At 70.3% G+C, this 15,758-nt stretch carries 14 protein-coding genes; 7 read left to right on the top strand and 7 right to left on the bottom strand.

Going from position 1 to position 15,758, the window contains the following annotated elements:
- Positions 1-158 precede the first annotated feature (158 nt).
- Both SLNSH_RS12550 and SLNSH_RS12545 read right to left on the bottom strand, forming a co-directional pair.
- Positions 159-1,163 carry a bifunctional riboflavin kinase/FAD synthetase gene (locus SLNSH_RS12550; RefSeq protein ID WP_425352994.1) on the bottom strand — a complete coding sequence of 335 codons (1,005 nt, stop codon included), beginning with the start codon at positions 1,161-1,163 and terminating at the stop codon, positions 159-161.
- Between the two features lie 82 nt (positions 1,164-1,245).
- Complete coding sequence (locus SLNSH_RS12545) at positions 1,246-1,710, bottom strand: MaoC family dehydratase (RefSeq protein WP_106337347.1); 465 nt, start codon at positions 1,708-1,710, stop codon at positions 1,246-1,248.
- 228 nt (positions 1,711-1,938) lie between these two features.
- Here SLNSH_RS12545 and SLNSH_RS12540 point away from each other — a divergent pair, with 228 nt between their 5' ends.
- The 3 genes from SLNSH_RS12540 to hisS all read left to right on the top strand — a co-directional run bounded on the left by SLNSH_RS12540 (position 1,939) and on the right by hisS (position 4,589).
- Entirely contained in the window at positions 1,939-2,322 is a 384-nt protein-coding gene (locus SLNSH_RS12540; protein WP_106337346.1) for a response regulator, read from the top strand.
- Between the two features lie 54 nt (positions 2,323-2,376).
- Complete coding sequence (locus SLNSH_RS12535; RefSeq protein ID WP_106337345.1) at positions 2,377-3,000, top strand: hypothetical protein; 624 nt, start codon at positions 2,377-2,379, stop codon at positions 2,998-3,000.
- 98 nt (positions 3,001-3,098) lie between these two features.
- Positions 3,099-4,589, top strand: a complete 1,491-nt coding sequence (gene hisS, locus SLNSH_RS12530; protein ID WP_106337344.1) for a histidine--tRNA ligase — start codon at positions 3,099-3,101, stop codon at positions 4,587-4,589.
- 13 nt (positions 4,590-4,602) lie between these two features.
- On the opposite strand, the gene SLNSH_RS12525 is transcribed toward hisS, so the two are convergent.
- Positions 4,603-6,153 (bottom strand): EAL domain-containing protein, encoded by a 1,551-nt coding sequence (locus SLNSH_RS12525; RefSeq protein WP_158266748.1) that lies wholly within the window; start codon positions 6,151-6,153, stop codon positions 4,603-4,605.
- A 230-nt stretch (positions 6,154-6,383) separates the two neighbouring features.
- Between SLNSH_RS12525 and SLNSH_RS12520 the strand changes: the two genes are divergently transcribed.
- From SLNSH_RS12520 to SLNSH_RS12510, 3 genes are all read left to right on the top strand, one after another.
- On the top strand, positions 6,384-6,611 hold the full coding sequence (locus tag SLNSH_RS12520; protein ID WP_106337342.1) for a heavy-metal-associated domain-containing protein: 228 nt from the start codon (positions 6,384-6,386) through the stop codon (positions 6,609-6,611).
- Between the two features lie 170 nt (positions 6,612-6,781).
- Complete coding sequence (gene aptA / locus SLNSH_RS12515) at positions 6,782-8,131, top strand: omega-aminotransferase AptA (RefSeq protein ID WP_106337341.1); 1,350 nt, start codon at positions 6,782-6,784, stop codon at positions 8,129-8,131.
- Positions 8,132-8,492: 361 nt separating this feature from the next.
- Positions 8,493-10,625 carry an ABC transporter ATP-binding protein/permease gene (locus tag SLNSH_RS12510; RefSeq protein ID WP_106337340.1) on the top strand — a complete coding sequence of 711 codons (2,133 nt, stop codon included), beginning with the start codon at positions 8,493-8,495 and terminating at the stop codon, positions 10,623-10,625.
- Positions 10,626-10,725: 100 nt separating this feature from the next.
- Here SLNSH_RS12510 and SLNSH_RS12505 read toward each other — a convergent pair whose 3' ends face one another.
- The 4 genes from SLNSH_RS12505 to SLNSH_RS12490 all read right to left on the bottom strand — a co-directional run bounded on the left by SLNSH_RS12505 (position 10,726) and on the right by SLNSH_RS12490 (position 14,502).
- A complete protein-coding gene (locus SLNSH_RS12505) occupies positions 10,726-11,208 on the bottom strand; it encodes an META domain-containing protein (protein ID WP_106337339.1) in 483 nt (160 codons plus the stop codon).
- A gap of 116 nt (positions 11,209-11,324) precedes the next feature.
- Positions 11,325-12,302, bottom strand: a complete 978-nt coding sequence (hisG, locus tag SLNSH_RS12500; RefSeq protein WP_106337338.1) for an ATP phosphoribosyltransferase — start codon at positions 12,300-12,302, stop codon at positions 11,325-11,327.
- Positions 12,299-13,420 (bottom strand): ATP phosphoribosyltransferase regulatory subunit, encoded by a 1,122-nt coding sequence (locus SLNSH_RS12495; protein WP_106337337.1) that lies wholly within the window; start codon positions 13,418-13,420, stop codon positions 12,299-12,301. Before SLNSH_RS12495 ends, hisG begins: the two co-directional genes overlap by 4 nt.
- Positions 13,421-13,521: 101 nt before the next feature.
- Entirely contained in the window at positions 13,522-14,502 is a 981-nt protein-coding gene (locus tag SLNSH_RS12490; protein ID WP_106337336.1) for a M23 family metallopeptidase, read from the bottom strand.
- Positions 14,503-14,686: 184 nt separating this feature from the next.
- On the opposite strand from SLNSH_RS12490, the gene SLNSH_RS12485 reads away from it, so the two are divergent.
- Entirely contained in the window at positions 14,687-15,565 is an 879-nt protein-coding gene (locus tag SLNSH_RS12485; protein WP_106337335.1) for a TIGR01459 family HAD-type hydrolase, read from the top strand.
- The last annotated feature ends 193 nt before the right edge of the window (positions 15,566-15,758 follow it).

The following is a 15,758-nucleotide window of genomic DNA, read 5'->3' as shown; positions in this document are numbered from 1 at the left end:
AGGGGCGCGCATGCGCCGAAGTCCCGGACCCTCGCGAGGCGATCGCCTCACCCGAGGGCCGGGCCGATAATTCGCAAAACGGCGGGCGCGCGGCGCGCGGCGTCGGTCATGCGGGGCGTTCTAGCAGCGCTCGGGCGGGGAATAAAGGGCGCCTCGCCTCAGAGCGCTGGCAGCGGCAGGGCCGACGGCGCGGGGACGTCCGCCGGGCGCGCGAGTGCGGTGCGGGCCTCGGCGCTGTCCTGGTCCATGCGGGCGACCAGCGCTTCGGCGCTGTCGAACTTCAGCTCGCCCCGGATCCAGGCCACGAACTCGACGTCGACGGTCTTGCCGTAGAGGTCGCCCTTGAAGTCGAAGACGAACACCTCGAGCAGCGGCGCGCCGTCGTCGAAGGTGGGGCGGCGGCCGTAGCTGGCGACGCCGTCGCGGACGACGCCGTCCACGGCGATGCGCACGGCGTAGATGCCGTGCCGCAAGGCGCAGCCCGCGGGCAGGCGGATGTTGGCGGTGGGAAAGCCCAGGGTGCGGCCGCGCTTGTCGCCGTGCTGGACGACGCCGCGGGCCAGCCAGCGATAGCCGAGCATGCGGGCAGCAGCCTCCACGTCGCCCTGGACCAGGGCGGCGCGGATGGCGGTGGACGAAACGGCGCCGCCGTCCAGGGTCATGGGATCCACGATCTCCACCGCAAGCCCGAGGCGCCCGCCCTCCTCCTGCAAGAAAGTCGGCGTGCCCTGGCGCGCATGGCCGAAGTGGAAATCGTAGCCGGCGACCACGCCGGCGAGCCCGAGCCGATTCACAAGCAACTCGGCCAGGAATTCATGGGCCGACATCGCGGCGAGGCGCCCGTCGAAGGGGAGCACGATGGCGCCCTGGAGGCCCTCCCTGGCGAAAAGCGCAAGCTTCACCGGCTCCGGCGTGAGCGAGAATACGGACTCGCCAGGCCCGAAGAAGGCGCGCGGGTGCGGATCGAAGGTCAGCACGCAGGCCGGGCGGCCCAGGCGGCCCGCCATGGACCGGGCGCGGGCGATCACGGCCTTGTGGCCCCGATGGACGCCGTCGAAATTGCCGATGGCCGCCACGGCGCCGCGCAAGGCGTGGTCGGCGCCGTCGGCGCGAACCACGACGAAACGGGACTGCGGGGGCTCGGTGAATGAAGCGTCTCGCACGCTGGCCAGCCTGACGGATATCGGAACGCGTCCGCCCAGGGGCGGCGGACGGCGCGCAAACTGGCGCGCCCGCCTTGCCGGGTCAAGCTGTTGCGGTTGCGGGCTGGGGCGCGCCTTTCGGCTTCCCGGAGGGCGGGGCCATGACCCAGGCCTCGCCTTCCAGCACGGGCTTCCCGTCCACCAGGCACTGGCATTCGAGCCGCACGCGGCGGCCCTTCTCGACGAGCTCGGCGACCTCGACCACGGCGGCGACCACATCGCCGATCTTCACCGGCGCCAGGAAGCGGAGCGTCTGGGACAGGTAGACCGCGCCCGGCCCCGGCAAACGGGTGCCGATCACGGCCGAGATGAGGCTCGCCGTGAACATGCCATGGGCGATGCGCTGCCCGAAACGGGTCGAAGCCGCGTAGTCGTCGGACAGATGAACGGGGTTTACGTCCCCCGATACCTCGGCGAAGGCGTTGACGGTGCTCGCCATGACCGTGCGCAGCAACGTTTCGCGCATGCCCACCTGGAGTTCATCGAAGCTGTAGGTCCGCAAGGCCATGGATAATCCTGTTCAAAAACACATCGGGGGACGCCCAAGACTCCGCCGGTCACCGTAGGCGAACGCGGAACAGGGCGGCTATTCGACTTTCCGCCCCGATCAACTCGTCCCGGCTGCGTTAACGCGATCGCAATGCGGGATCCCTATGGTTGCGCGGAGTAAAGCCACCGCCGCCGGCATTTCGTTCTTCAACGCCGGGACTTTCGTGGGCGTTTCAGGGGGAAGGTTATGGGCTTCGAGACTTCGATGCCGATCCTCGTCGTCGATGATTACCAGACGATGGTCCGCATCATCCGCAACCTCTTGAAGCAACTCGGCTTCGAGGACGTGGACGACGCCGCAGACGGGGTGCAGGCCATGTCCAAGATGCGGCAGCGCCGGTACGGTCTCGTCATCTCGGACTGGAACATGGAGCCCATGACCGGATACGAGCTGCTGAAGACCGTGCGCGCGGACGACGAGCTCAAGGACACGCCCTTCATCATGGTCACGGCCGAGTCGAAGACCGACAACGTGATCGCGGCGAAGAAGGCGGGCGTCAGCAGCTACATCGTGAAGCCTTTCAACGCCCAGACGCTGAAGTCCAAGATCGAGGCCGTCTGCGGCATGTGATCAGCGCGGATCCGCGGCGGACCGCTGATCCGCGCCCCAGCTTCAGAGTTCATCATGACCGACAGCCCTCCGCGGCCAGCCTTGTCCATCGCCTACGCAACCACGGCCCGCGGTCCCCATCCCAGGCCGACGCGCAGCCTGGAGGCCCTGGCGGGCGAGCCCGCAGGCTCCCGTTCGCCCATCGTGCGGGAGTTGAACGCCGCCGCGGACTACCTGCGCTTCCTTCGCCAGGAGATCGCGCGCCTCGGGGCGGACGAGATCGCCAAGGAGCGCATCCCGGTCGCCATCCGCGAGCTCGAGTGCATCGTGGATGGGACGGAGAAGTCCTCCAACGCCATCATGGGCGCCGCCGAAGAGGTGATCGCCGGCGCCGGCATGGCGCCGGAGGCTTACAAGGCTTTCGTCGCCGAGAAGATGACGGCCATCTTCGTCGCCTGCGCGTTCCAGGATCTCGCCAGCCAGCGCGCCCGGCGCATCCAGTCCACGCTGCAGACCATGGAGAGGCGGCTGTCGCGCCTCGCCACCATGGTGAACACGCGCCACGTTCCCGACCTGGTCGACTTCACCCCGGCTGCGGACGAAGTCTCCGAGATCGGGCCCGCCTTCCCGGACGAGGCCAACGACCAGCAGCGCGTGGACGAAATCTTCGAAGAGCATCACGACATCGACTGGAAGTGAGGCGACCCGCATGCGCCCGCCGCGCATGACCGGAGTACCGCTCGCGGCCGAAATGCTCTAGGACGCGGTCAACTCCCTGTCTGATTAGGCGTCCGACAATGTCCGACAAGACCGACAAGTCCACCCGCGTGAAGGCGCGCCTGCCGCGCGGCCTCGCCGATCGCGGCCCCGCCGACATCGCGGCGACCGAGCGCATGCTGGCCGCCATCCGGGACACGTTCGAGCTCTACGGGTTCGAGGCGGTCGAGACGCCGTTCATCGAGTACACGGAAGCCTTGGGCAAGTTCCTGCCCGACCAGGACAGGCCAAACGAAGGCGTGTTCTCGTTCCAGGACGACGACGACCAGTGGCTCTCGCTGCGCTACGACCTCACTGCGCCGCTGGCGCGGTCGGTGGCGGAGCGCTTCGACAGCCTCTCCAAGCCCTATCGCAGCTACCGCTGCGGCTGGGTGTTCCGCAACGAGAAGCCCGGCCCCGGGCGCTTCCGCCAGTTCATGCAGTTCGACGCGGACACCGTGGGCGCGCCCACTGTCGCGGCGGACGCCGAAGCCGCGATGCTGATGGCGGACACGCTGGAGAAGGTCGGCGTGCCGCGCGGGCAGTATGTGGTGAAGGTCAACAACCGCAAGGTGCTCGACGGCGTGCTGGAGGCGATCGGCCTCGCCGGCGACGAGAACGCCGGACGCCGGCTCACGGTGCTGCGCGCCATCGACAAGCTGGACAAGGTGGGCCCGCAGGGCGTGCGCGACCTGCTGGGCCCCGGCCGCATGGACCCGAGCGGCGACTTCACCAAGGGGGCGGGGCTGCCCGAGGATGCGATCGCGCGCGTGCTGGCCTTCACGGAGGCCAAGCGCGAGACGGCGTGCGCCACCATCGCGGCGTTGGGCGACGTCGTTGGGGGATCCGCCCGCGGGACCGAGGGCGTGTCCGAACTCGGCCAGATCGCCGAACTCGTGGCCGCCGCCGGCTACGCGGACGGGCGCGTGGTGATCGACCCGTCCGTGGTGCGGGGCCTCGAGTATTACACCGGCCCTGTCTACGAAGGCGAACTCACGTTCGAGGTGAAGGACGAGGACGGCCGCCCCGTCCGCTTCGGCTCCGTGGCGGGCGGCGGGCGCTATGACGGGCTCGTGGCCCGCTTTCGTGGCGAGCCCGTGCCGGCGACGGGCTTCTCCATCGGGGTTTCCCGCCTGCTGGCGGCCCTGAAGGCGCTGGGCCAGGTGAATGAGCAGTCGGGGCGCGGCCCGGTGGTCGTGCTCGTGATGGATCCGGATCAGACCGCCCATTACCAGAGGCTCGTCGCGGGGCTCCGCCAGGAGGGAATCCGCGCCGAGCTGTATCTGGGCGCCGGCAAGATGAACGCGCAGATGAAATACGCGGACAAGCGCGGCAGCGTGTGCGTGGTGATCCAGGGCTCGAACGAGCGCGAGAAGGGGACCGTGCAGATCAAGGATCTCGTGCTCGGAGCCAAGCTGGCCAGCGCGCCCGACCGCGAGACCTATCTGGCCATGCAGGCCGAGGCGCAGATCGAAGTCCCCGAAGCGGAGCTGGTCGCGGGCGTCCGCAGAGTGCTGGCGCGCCACGCCTGAGGCGGCGCCGGCGCTACCCTGCGGCGCCGCGCTTCAGGAAGGCGCGCAGCGACTGCCGCATCTGGTCCGTGGCCCCAGTCGACTGGACGGTCCCAGGCGCAGGGGCCGGCTGCTGGGGCGTCGGGCTCACGCCACGCGCGATGCCGAGCTCGCGCGCAAGGGCGGCCAATGCGGTGTCGGGTGGCGGCATCGGCGCAGGCGGCGTCGGCTGCGGCTCGACCTGGCGGGCTGCGGCATAGGGGCCCGCGGGCTGGCGCTGAACGGAGGCTGGCGGCTCTGGCCGGGGCGCGGGCTTGTCGGCCAGCACCTCGGACCGGACCGGCCGCGGGCCTCCGAACAGTTCGCCCGAAGCGAGCGACACGCCGAAATCGCCCAGGTCGACGACGATCTCTTCGAGGGCGACATCTTCGACGATCAGCGCGAGCCCGTGCCGGGCGAGCAGGCCGGACAGGTCCGCCGGATGGATGTCCGTCGACACGGCGCCGCTCTGGGCGGCGAGCAGCAGCGTCGCGGGCGCGCTCAGGAAGCGGAAGCCCCGCTCGAACAGGGCGCGGGAATCGATCCTCAGGTCCTCCACGTCCCGGACCGCGAAGCGGAAGCCGAGTTCGCGAATGGCCTCCAGGCCCTCCAGTTCGAGCGCGCCGAAGCCGCGGACCGCATCGAGCGAGAACTGGAACACGAGGCGCCCCACCAGCGGGCGCTCGGCGGCCTGCAGGGCCACCAGCGCCTGATACAGCGTGGGATCGACCAGAGCCCGAGTCGTCAGGGCGCACAACACGGGGACGTCCCGGCCGCGCGCCAGCAGATGGCGGGCCACCTTGACGACGTTGGCCAGCAGGAAGGCGTCGAGCCGGGCGGCGAGATCGCGGGCCTGGGCGACCGCGACCAGATCGGGCATCTCCAGGAAGGCGCCGTCCGGCAGGCGGACGCGCGCGCGGGTCTCGTAGAGCGAGACCTTGCGGTGGGGCATGCCCATCACCGGCTGCAGATAGAGCTCGATATGCTCCTGCAGGATGGCCTTGGCGGCGATGTCCGCCTCGCCGGGCGAGAGCCGCGGGCGCGGCGCGCGCGGCTCCGGGCCACGGCTCGCGGCGTCGCCCCATGGGCGCTGGGCAGGCTGGGGCGTGAAGCTTGGGGGCGTTGGCTCGGGCTCTGCTTCCGCCTTGAAGAGCTCTGCGTCGTGAAGCGCGACCGCCTGGGCCAGGTCACGCACGACCGCGCCCACCATGTCGAGCTCGTTGGCGACAGCGCTGACGGTCTTGCGGCTGTACTCCACAATGGCGTTGTCCAGCACGCCCATGCGCTCCTCGGCGGCGAGGAGGCGCTCCCGCACGGCGGCAAGCTCGGCCTCCAGGGCGGCGATGCGCGCCTTGTCCGCGCCGTCCAGGGCCGCCCCGCGGCGCAGGCGCGCCGCAACGGCCAGCATGCCGACCGAGGCCGCTATGCCGGCGAGCGCCGCCCAGGGCCACGGCGCACCCATGCCGGACCAGACCGTCATGGCCACGGCGACGGACACCCCCGCGATGGCGGCGAAGATGGCGATGGGTTCCAGCCTCTCGGTCACGGGCGCAGACGTCATTCCGTTTGGCGCTGCGAATCGCGGTCCGAACCCGCCCAGCGCCGATGCATTCGGCCGCACAGTGTCGCAACCGCGGCGCCTGGAAAAGGGCGTTTCGGGCCCTCGAAGGCGGTCGCCGCCCGCTTATCCCATGCAAACGCCGCCGGAAGGCCGCTTGGCGACGAGGCGGGGGGCGCCTATGTGTGTTCAGCCCCCGGCATTCACTGGAGCGACCCATGACCGATTCCACCCAATCCGCGCCGGACGTGGTGCTCGCCGTGAAGGGCATGACCTGCGGCGGATGCGCCAACGCGGTGACCCGCGTCGTGAAGCGCCTGGACCCGAACGCGGAAGTCAGCGTTGACCTGCCGAACGCCCGCGTGAACGCCCGGACGAGCGCCGACCCGCACGGCCTGGCCGAGGCCATCACGAAGGCGGGCTACGAGGCCGTTCCGCTCGCCTGACGCGGATGGGGCGCGAAACGCCCCTCCCTGCGCAGAATCTGCGAAATTGCTGCGGCGGGGCGCCGCACATTCGCAGCCACCACGCGTGCCGCGCGCTTCCGTGCGCCCGGGCGCCCTGCTAGGCTTCTCCGATCCGTCACGCTTCGTCGTCCGACCGCTCGGAGGCCCCGATGTCCCTTGCTCACGATCACCTGTCCGGCCGCGACCTGGCGCCGAACGACCTCGACGCCTTCTGGATGCCCTTCACGGCCAACCGCGCGTTCAAGAAGAACCCGCGCATGATCGCCGGCGCGAAGGACATGCACTACGTCACGCCCGAGGGGCGCAAGATCCTCGACGGCGTCGCCGGCCTGTGGTGCTGCAACGCCGGCCATGGCCGCAAGCCCATCGTCGAGGCGATCCAGAAGCAGGCCGCCGAACTCGACTATTCACCCGCCTTCCAGTTCGGACACCCCAAGGCGTTCCAGCTGGCCTCGCGCATCGCGGCGCTGGCGCCGGCCGACCTCGACCACGTGTTCTTCGCCAATTCAGGCTCGGAGGCCGTCGACACGGCGCTGAAGATCGCCCTCGCCTACTGGAATGTGAAGGGACAGGGCCAGAAGACGCGCCTGATCGGCCGCGAGCGCGGCTACCATGGTGTCGGCTTCGGCGGCATCTCGGTGGGCGGCATCGTCAGCAACCGCAAGTTCTTCGGGTCTCTGCTGGCGGGCGTCGACCACCTGCCGCACACCTATAACCGGGCCGAGCAGGCCTTCTCGCGCGGCGAGCCCGAATGGGGCGCGCATCTCGCGGACGAGCTGGAGCGCATCGTCACCCTGCACGACGCCTCCACGGTCGCGGCCGTGATCGTGGAGCCGATGGCCGGCTCGACGGGCGTCCTGCCGCCTCCGAAGGGATACCTCAAGCGCCTGCGCGAGATCTGCGACAAGCACGGCATCCTGCTGATCTTCGACGAGGTGATCTCCGGGTTCGGCCGCCTGGGCTACGCCTTCGCGGCGGAGCGCTACGGCGTCGTTCCGGACATGATCACCTTCGCCAAGGCGGTGAACTCGGGCACGGTGCCGATGGGCGGCGTGATCGCCCGCAAGGGCATCTACGACGCCTTCATGAATGGGCCGGACAGCGTCATCGAGCTGTTCCACGGCTACACCTATTCGGGCCACCCGCTGGCGGCCGCCGCCGGGCTCGCCACGCTGGACCTGTATCGCGAGGAGCAGCTCTTCGAGCGCGCCCGCGCTCTGGAGCCGAAGTGGATCGACGCCATGATGTCCCTGAAAGGGCTGCCCAACGTGCTCGACATCCGGGCCATCGGGCTTGTCGGCGCGATCGACCTCGCGTCGAAGCCCGACGCGGTCGGCAAGCGCGCTTTCGAAGCCATGGACCTCGGCTTCCGCGACCACGACCTGATGATCCGCATCACGGGCGAGACCATCGCCGTCACCCCGCCGCTGATCATCTCGGAGGAGCAGATCGGCGAATTGGTCGACAAGCTCGGCAAGATCATCAAGGCCGTCGCGTAAAGCGTGAGCGGCCGGGCCCTCTCCCGCCCTGCGGGGGAGGGACGTCGATTCAATCTGAATGCGCCAACCGCCTTCCCCGGCGGCGCGCAGCGCCGGCAAGGGATCCAGGGGACGCGCTTTGCCCCTGGATCCCCTTCCCCTCCGCGCCTGTGGCGCTCCGGCCGGGGATGACGGCCTTTCCTTCCGCTCCCCAGCCAGCTGATTCCCAGCAGCCATGCCGGCGGCGTCGCCCTCACGCTGGCCCGTCCGCCAAGGAAAGCGGACCGCGACTCCCTGTCCTGCCCGCTCTCTTCGGTTCGTGGCCTGGGCGTGCTAAGGCTGCGCGCCGTTCGCGCCGCCGGCGCTGGGAGACAGACCCCCGATGCACCAATCCAAGCTGAAGCCGCTCGCCCTGGCTGTCCTTCTCGCGGCCATTGCGGCCGGCGTGTTCGCCGCGACGGCGCGAAGCGGCACGGCGGCGGGACTCGCGGTGGCCGGATTGCTGCTCGCGGGCGCCACATGGGCTTCGGCCTCGATCTCGGTGTTCCTGCGCATCTTCGTGGCGATCTTCGGCGTCGAGTACGTGCTCTCGACGCTTGCGGTGCTGCTGGTTCTTGGGGAGTGGTGGCCCGAGTCCATGGCCGAGATGGCGCTCCCCTCGAGCCTCCCGCTCACCGTCAGCGTCTTCGGCATCCTGGTCTGGGCCTGCTCGCACCTGAACAAGGTGCGCGCCGTGACCGACATCGCCGACCGCTACTTCGGGACGCGGGACGTCGGCACGGTCCGGATCTGGCCATTCGGGGTCCGGCAGGTGCACGAGCGCCGGCTCGCCGCGGCGGCCATCACCTTCCTGGTGGTGATCAACCAGGCGCAGGTCGGCATCTCCGTGCGCCTGTCGTTCTTTAACCGCGACTGGTTCAACGCCATTCAGGAGAAGAACGCCACGGCCTTCTGGTCGCTGCTCTTCACCGTCTTCATGTTCTGGGCCTTCGTGTACATCGCGAGCGGCATCATCGAGTACGTGGTGCAGTCCGGCCTCGTGATCCGGTGGCGGCGGTGGCTCACCGACGACATCGCGACGCACTGGCTCGACGGGCACCACCACTATCGCATGGTGCTGGCCGGGTCCGGGGCGGACAACCCCGACCAGCGCATCGCCGAGGACATCAAGCAGTTCATCGGCGGGTCGCGGGGCGCGGCCTTCGGCACCTACGACCTGTCGATCACGCTGCTCGCGACCCTGAGCTCGCTGGTGTCGTTCTCCATCATCCTGTGGAACCTGTCGGCGAACTTCACCATCCCGGGGCTGGACCTGGCGGTGCCTGGATTCCTGTTCTGGGTGGCGCTGCTCTATGCGGGCCTGGGCACGCTGATCACGCACCTGATCGGCCGCACGCTGACGCCGCTGAACTTCGCCCAGCAGCGCTATGAAGCCGACTTCCGCTTCTCCCTGGCGCGCCTGCGCGAATATTCCGAGCAGATCGCGCTCCTGGACGGCGAGCCCACGGAGCGCCGCATGGTCATGGGCCGCTTCGGCTCGGTGCTGGCGAACTTCTGGCAGATCGTAACGGTGCGGAAGCGGCTGATCGCCTTCACGGCGGCCTACGGGCAGGTGAGCCCGATCATCCCTTACGTGATCGTGGCGCCCTTCTACTTCTCCGGGAAAGTCACGCTCGGCGCTATGTCCCAGACGGCAGGCGCGTTCGGGAACGTGGAGGGGGCGCTCAACTACTTCGTCAGCTACTACGTCAGCCTGGCCGAGTACCAGTCCGTGGTAAACCGCCTCGGCACCTTCAACGAGGCGATCGCCAAGGCCGACCTGCTCGGCCGCGAGCCGCCGCGGGTGGAGGTCTCGCCCATGGCGGGCCGCACCGAGGTGCATGTCGACGACCTGGACCTGGGACTGCCCGACGGCCGCACCATCGTGCGCATCGACCGCCTCGTGTTCCGGCCGCACGAGTCGACCCTCATCACGGGCCCCTCGGGCTCGGGAAAGTCGACGCTGCTGCGCGCGCTCTCCGGCATCTGGCCCTATGGGGCCGGGCGCATCACCGTGCCGGAGGGGCAGAGCGTGATGCTCCTGCCGCAGCGGCCCTACATCCCCATGGGCTCGCTTCGGGCCGCCGTCACCTATCCGGCGGCGAGCGGCACGTTCGAGGATGCGGACATCCGCGACGCGCTGGTCGCCGCGCGGCTGCCGGCGCTGGTGGACCGGCTGGACGACGAGGACGTTTGGCCGCAGCGGCTCTCCGGCGGCGAGCAGCAGCGACTGTCGATCGCGCGCGCCTTGCTGGCCAAGCCCGACTGGCTGTTCCTCGACGAGGCGACTTCGGCGCTCGACGAGCTTGGCGAGGCCGCGCTCTACAAGATGCTGGCGGAGCGCCTGCCGCAAACGACCGTGGTGTCCATCGGACACCGCTCGACGCTCATCGGCATGCACAAGCGACACGTTGCGATGGCGCCCAAGGGCGATCAGTTCACGGTCGAGGACGTGGCGCAGAAGGAAAGCGCGTAGCGGGCCGCGCGCTCCGTCATCGCGAGCGCGGCGAAGCGATCCAGGAGGGCGGCCCGTTTGGCCTGGATCGCTTCGTCGCTGCGCTCCTATGACGGCAGGTTCAGATGGAGCGCTGGAACTTCAGTTCGCCGTGGGCGCTCTGGATGATCAGGTAGCCGTCCTTGACGTCCCAGGTCTGGGCGGTGCGGAAGGCGACCAGGAAGGCCTTTTCCGTCTCCATGACGCCCTTCTCGCAGGCCTTCTTGGTGGCGGCGATCGGCCCCACGGCGAAGTGCTGGGCCTGAAGCGGATAGGCAGTCGCCGAGAAGTTGTTGCAGCCGCCGAATCCGCGGGCGCGGAACTGGCCGTCCAGCATGATGGAGGGCCGCTCGCCGGTGTTGAAGGTGCGTCCGCCCATGCTGTAGAGCGTCCACTGGACGTTGGTGGGGAAGACCTTCTGGGGCTTGGGGACGACGACCCCGCCTTGCTGCGGCGCCTCCGGCCTTGCAGTCGCCTTGTGCTGCGCCAGGGCGGGCCCGGCGCCCGCAACGGCGGCGACGGCGGCCAGGACGGCGAGGCGGGCGGAGTGCGAGCGGCGAAGCATAGTCACGGGTCCCCTATGGAATGGCGGCGGAGCATAGTCAGCCGAAAGCGCCGCCGCAATGGCGCGCGACGCCGCGACGCGCGGCCCCGAGAGACCTTGCGGTCGCGCGTTTCCGGTCAGGCCGCGGGGCCGATGCGGCACTCAAGCTTTTCGATGAGCGGGTTGGAGGCGGCGAACACGTATTCGTTCTGCCGCACGGCCACCCGGGTCGCGCCCTGGGCCACCAAGGCTTCGGAGAGGCCGAAGATCTGGGACACGGGGCACTGGAGCGTGACCAGACCCGAGGCTTCGTCTCGCTGGAGCAAGCGGGCGGAGAACGGCTCCAGGGCGGCTGAGCCGACGGACGCATGGGGCAGCGCGGCCGCGACCTCGCGGGTCGTGCGGGCCTCCTCCTCCGCGGCGATGCGGGCGAGGATGGAGCGCACGGCCCGGCGGGCGCGCTCGCTCCAGGGCGCGCGCGTGGAGGCCACCAGGTTGGCCTCGCTCTTCAGCATCACGCCGTCGTCGATGACCTTGAGCGCGTTGGCGGCGAGCGTCGCGCCCGTGGTGGTGATGTCGACGATGAGCTCCGCCGCGCCGGAGGCCGGCGCGCCCTCGGTGGCGCCAAGGCTTTCCACGATGCGGTAGTCGGCGACGCCATGCTGGGCGAAGAAGGCGCGCGTCAGGTTCACGTATTTGGTGGCGACGCGCATCTTGTGGCCGTGCCGCGTGCGGAACACGGAGGCGACGTCCTCCAGGTCCGCCATGCGGCGCACGTCGATCCAGGCCTGGGGCACCGCAACGACCACGTTGGCGTGGCCGAAGCCGAGCGGGGTCAGCAGCTCCAGCTTCTCGTCCGCGTCCGGCAGGGATTCGCGGATCAGGTCCTCACCGGTGATGCCGAGATGGGCGCCTCCGGCGGCGAGCTCGCGGGCGATCTCGGAAGCGGAGAGGAACAGCACCTCCACGTCCGGCACGCCGGCGATGACGCCCCGATAGTCACGGGCGCCGCGGCCCTGCGACAGCGGCAGGCCGGCGCGCTTGAAGAAGGCGAAGGCGTTCTCCTGCAGCCGGCCCTTGGAAGGAACGGCGAGGATCAGCGGCGCGTCGGTCATGCCAGCGCTCCTGCGAGACGGTCGAGCCAGACGGAGCAGCCGACGGCCGGGATGGGGTGGGACGCGCCGAGCGTCTGAAGCAGGCGGTCGTAGCGGCCGCCGCCCACGATGGGCTTGGCGTCCGCCTTCGAGCCATCGCGGATCTCGAAGACCACGCCCGTGTAGTAGTCCAGGTTGCGTCCGAAGGCGGCCGAGAAGGCGACTGCGCCCACATCCACGCCCCGAGCGGCGATGAAGCCCGTGCGGGCGTCGAAGCTGTCGAGCACCGGGGCGATGTCGAGGCCCGCCTCGCCCGCCAGCTTGCGAATCTGCGCCGAGGCTGCGTCCGGGTCGCCGGCGATCGCGGCGAAGCGCTTCAGCACCGCGATGGCCTCGGCGGAGACGCCGCCATCGGCGTCCGCCTCGGCGCGGGCCAGGAAGCGCTCCGCGATTTCGGCGGCGCTGCGGCCGCCCACCGTCGAGATGCCCGCGATGTTGAGCACGTCCTCCACGAAGGCGCGCGCCGCCTTGGGGTCCTGTCCTTGCACGGCGCGCAAGAGGCCGGCGTGCTCGCCGCCCACGGCGCTGGCGACGGAGAAATCCTGCGTGAGGGCGGCGGCGAGTTGCCCCTGCGCGTAGGCCCGGCGCAGCTGGCGGGCGCGGACGGGGGGCAACGCGAGCGCGTCGAGGAGGGCCGTGAACAGTCCGACGTCGCCCAGCCGGATCTCCGGCTTGCGCAGGCCGAGCGCGCTCACCGCCTCGACCGCAATCCCGAGGACCTCGGCGTCGGCGGCCTCCGCGTCCGGGCGGCCATAGCTTTCGATGCCGGCCTGCCAGAACTCCCCGCTCTCGCCGGCGCGCAGGCGGAACACGGGGCCGCCATAGGAAAGGGCGGCCGGCTCGGCCGCGCCGGGCGAGGCCAGGTAGGCCCGGGCGACGGGGATCGTGTATTCGGGCCGCAGCGCCCACTCATGGCCGGCGGCGTCCATCGTCACGAACATGCGCGCGCGGATATCCTCGCCCGACAGGTCGAGGAACACGTCGGCGGGCTGCAGCACGGGCGGCTCGACCCGGCCGTAGCCGGCGTCACCGAAGCTCGCGACGAGCGCTTCGGCCAGATCCTGTGGCGTGCGGTCCATTGAGCCCTGTCCTGCGGATTGCGGCAGGTCGACATAGCAGGAGGCGCGCGGGGACGCGACCCTCTTCGCCCGCCAGGGTGAACGCTTCCCGGAGCCTGGCCTCAGAGCGTGATGGAGAAGGTGCGGTCCAGCACCGCCTGTCCGTTTCGAAGCACGCGACACCGGGCGGTCCAGGCGCCGGGAGCGAAACCGCCTTCCGGGCGCTTGCGGCCGATGAACAGCATGCGCTCGGCCTGGCTGCGCGCCAGGGAGGGCTCCTGCCGCTCGGCGATCGTCGCGCCGGCGGGATCCATCAGGCGCAGATCGAGCGCGTCGCCCTCGCGCAGCGCGATGAGCCGAACATAGGCGACGAGCGCGGCGGACCCGGCAGTGGGCGTTCGGACTTGGCCCAGATTGAGCCCGTCAGTCGTCACGGGGCCATCCGCGAAGCCTGCGTTGAGCAGCGCGTCCTGACGATAGGCCAGTCCTTTCCGAGCAGCCTCGTCCCAGAGAGGCTGACCCGCTCCGCAGTTGCCGGCGGGCGCTCCATACGCGAAGGGATCCACGGGCCTGCCGTCCTGCCGGACGGTCAGGTGCAGGTGCGGAAACTCGGCCAGTCCCGACATCCCCACGGACCCGAGGCGCTGTCCGGCGCCGACCCTGTCGCCTGGGCGTACGGCGAGGCTGCCTTTCAGCATATGACAGTATTGGGTGGACCAACCGGCTCCGTGGTCGATCACCACCCCGTTGCCGCACTCTTGTCCAGCCACCGCCTCTCGGCCCCGAGCCTTGACCGAGACGTCCTCCACGCCGTCGCGCACGCGCAGGACCGTGCCCGACGCCGCGGCGAGTACGGGAGTGGGCCCATCGGGCCCGGCTAGCGATGGGGGGCGGAAGTCGACCCCGTCATGGCCGTCATAGGTCTGGGCGCCGCACTGGTAGTCCTTCACGGCGCCGGGCGCGGGGTCGTCGTCGACGTAGTTCTGGACGAAGCAGGTCTCGCCCAGCCGGCAGCCGACAGGGGCGTGCAGCTTCAGGAGTTCGGCCTGCGCCTGGCCGGACGCCATGGCGCTCATCGCGGCCGCGAAAAGGCCGATGCGCATGGTGCAGCGTCTCCCTCCTCGCGCCGCCAAGTCTGCCAGCATGGTTCGAAACGCCCGCCGAAGCCAAGATGGGCCATGCCGCCGCGCCTCGAAAACTTGACGCGGGGGACGGGCGCCGGTAACCGCCCGTGCATCTCCCCTTCCCTGTTCCTGCTGCGGCGTCGCCGCGCCAGCCCGGTGAGCCATGAACGCGTCCCCTGCCCTGCCCCCCATCCTCGACGGCGTGCGCGACTGGATCGGCCAGTTCGACCTGATCCTCTGCGACATTTGGGGCGTGCTGCATGACGGCCTGCGGGCCCATCCGGGCGCCGGCGAGGCGCTGACGCGCTTCCGCGAAGGCGGCGGGACGGTGGTGCTGGTGTCCAACGCGCCGCGGCCTGCCCTGTCCGTCGTGCCGCATCTCGACCAGCTCGGGGTCGTCCGTTCCGCCTGGGACGGCGCGGTGACATCCGGCGACGTCACCCGGTCCATGCTGGAGGAGCGGGCGGGCGCGCCCTACTACTGGCTGGGCCCGGATCGGGACGCGCCGCTGTTCCGGGGCTTGTCAGCCAAGCAGGCGCCGCTGGAAGAGGCGGAGCTGCTGGTGTGCACCGGCCTTATCGACGACGAGACCGAGACGCCGGCGGACTACCGGGAACTTCTGGCCAAGGCCAAGGCGCGGGACCTGCCGTTCGTGTGCGCCAACCCGGACCTGGTGGTGGAGCGCGGCAGCGACCTCATCTACTGCGCCGGCGCGCTGGCCGAGGCCTATGAGGCCATCGGGGGCCCCACCCTTTACGCCGGCAAGCCGCATGCGCCGATCTACAAGGCCGCGCGCGACATCGCCGCCTCCATCCGCAAGGAACGCACGCCGGTGGAGCGCATCCTCGCCATCGGCGACGCCCTGCGCACGGACGTGGCCGGGGCCAACCTGCTGGGCTGCTCCTCCCTGTTCGTGGCGCGCGGCATCCACACCCACGAGCTCGGCATCGCGGACCGTCCGCTTCACGAAGAGGGGCTTGCGAAGCTCCTGGCTGGCGCAACGGTGCGGCCGACCGCAGCGATCGACAAACTGGTGTGGTGAACCCTCCCCTTGAGGGGGAGGGTCGACGGCCGAAGGCCGGCGGGGTGGGGTGACGCGCGCCCGGCGAGGGCGCGTTCAATTCGTTGAGATTGGCGTTTGTGGCGCCGCCACCCCACCCCGGCCCTGCGGGCCGACCCTCCCCCTCCAGGGGAGGGTGGCGCTGCGCGCGATCGCGCGTCCTCCTTGCCGTGAT

The organism is Alsobacter soli (genome assembly GCF_003004785.1).
Taxonomy (GTDB): Bacteria; Pseudomonadota; Alphaproteobacteria; order Rhizobiales; family Beijerinckiaceae; genus Alsobacter; species Alsobacter soli.
Note: the sequence above shows the minus strand (reverse complement) of the source record. Positions and strands in the feature narration are given on the sequence as shown.

What these genes read in the sequence shown, in the direction of transcription:
- SLNSH_RS12545 (WP_106337347.1), bottom strand. Translation starts at nt 1,710, where the DNA reads ATGGCCTTGCGGACCTACAGCTTCGATGAACTCCAGGTGGGCATGCGC.
- SLNSH_RS12540 (WP_106337346.1), top strand. Translation starts at nt 1,939, where the DNA reads ATGGGCTTCGAGACTTCGATGCCGATCCTCGTCGTCGATGATTACCAG.
- SLNSH_RS12535 (WP_106337345.1), top strand. Translation starts at nt 2,377, where the DNA reads ATGACCGACAGCCCTCCGCGGCCAGCCTTGTCCATCGCCTACGCAACC.
- hisS (WP_106337344.1), top strand. Translation starts at nt 3,099, where the DNA reads ATGTCCGACAAGACCGACAAGTCCACCCGCGTGAAGGCGCGCCTGCCG.
- SLNSH_RS12520 (WP_106337342.1), top strand. Translation starts at nt 6,384, where the DNA reads ATGACCGATTCCACCCAATCCGCGCCGGACGTGGTGCTCGCCGTGAAG.
- aptA (WP_106337341.1), top strand. Translation starts at nt 6,782, where the DNA reads ATGTCCCTTGCTCACGATCACCTGTCCGGCCGCGACCTGGCGCCGAAC.
- SLNSH_RS12510 (WP_106337340.1), top strand. Translation starts at nt 8,493, where the DNA reads ATGCACCAATCCAAGCTGAAGCCGCTCGCCCTGGCTGTCCTTCTCGCG.
- SLNSH_RS12505 (WP_106337339.1), bottom strand. Translation starts at nt 11,208, where the DNA reads ATGCTTCGCCGCTCGCACTCCGCCCGCCTCGCCGTCCTGGCCGCCGTC.
- hisG (WP_106337338.1), bottom strand. Translation starts at nt 12,302, where the DNA reads ATGACCGACGCGCCGCTGATCCTCGCCGTTCCTTCCAAGGGCCGGCTG.
- SLNSH_RS12495 (WP_106337337.1), bottom strand. Translation starts at nt 13,420, where the DNA reads ATGGACCGCACGCCACAGGATCTGGCCGAAGCGCTCGTCGCGAGCTTC.
- SLNSH_RS12490 (WP_106337336.1), bottom strand. Translation starts at nt 14,502, where the DNA reads ATGCGCATCGGCCTTTTCGCGGCCGCGATGAGCGCCATGGCGTCCGGC.
- SLNSH_RS12485 (WP_106337335.1), top strand. Translation starts at nt 14,687, where the DNA reads ATGAACGCGTCCCCTGCCCTGCCCCCCATCCTCGACGGCGTGCGCGAC.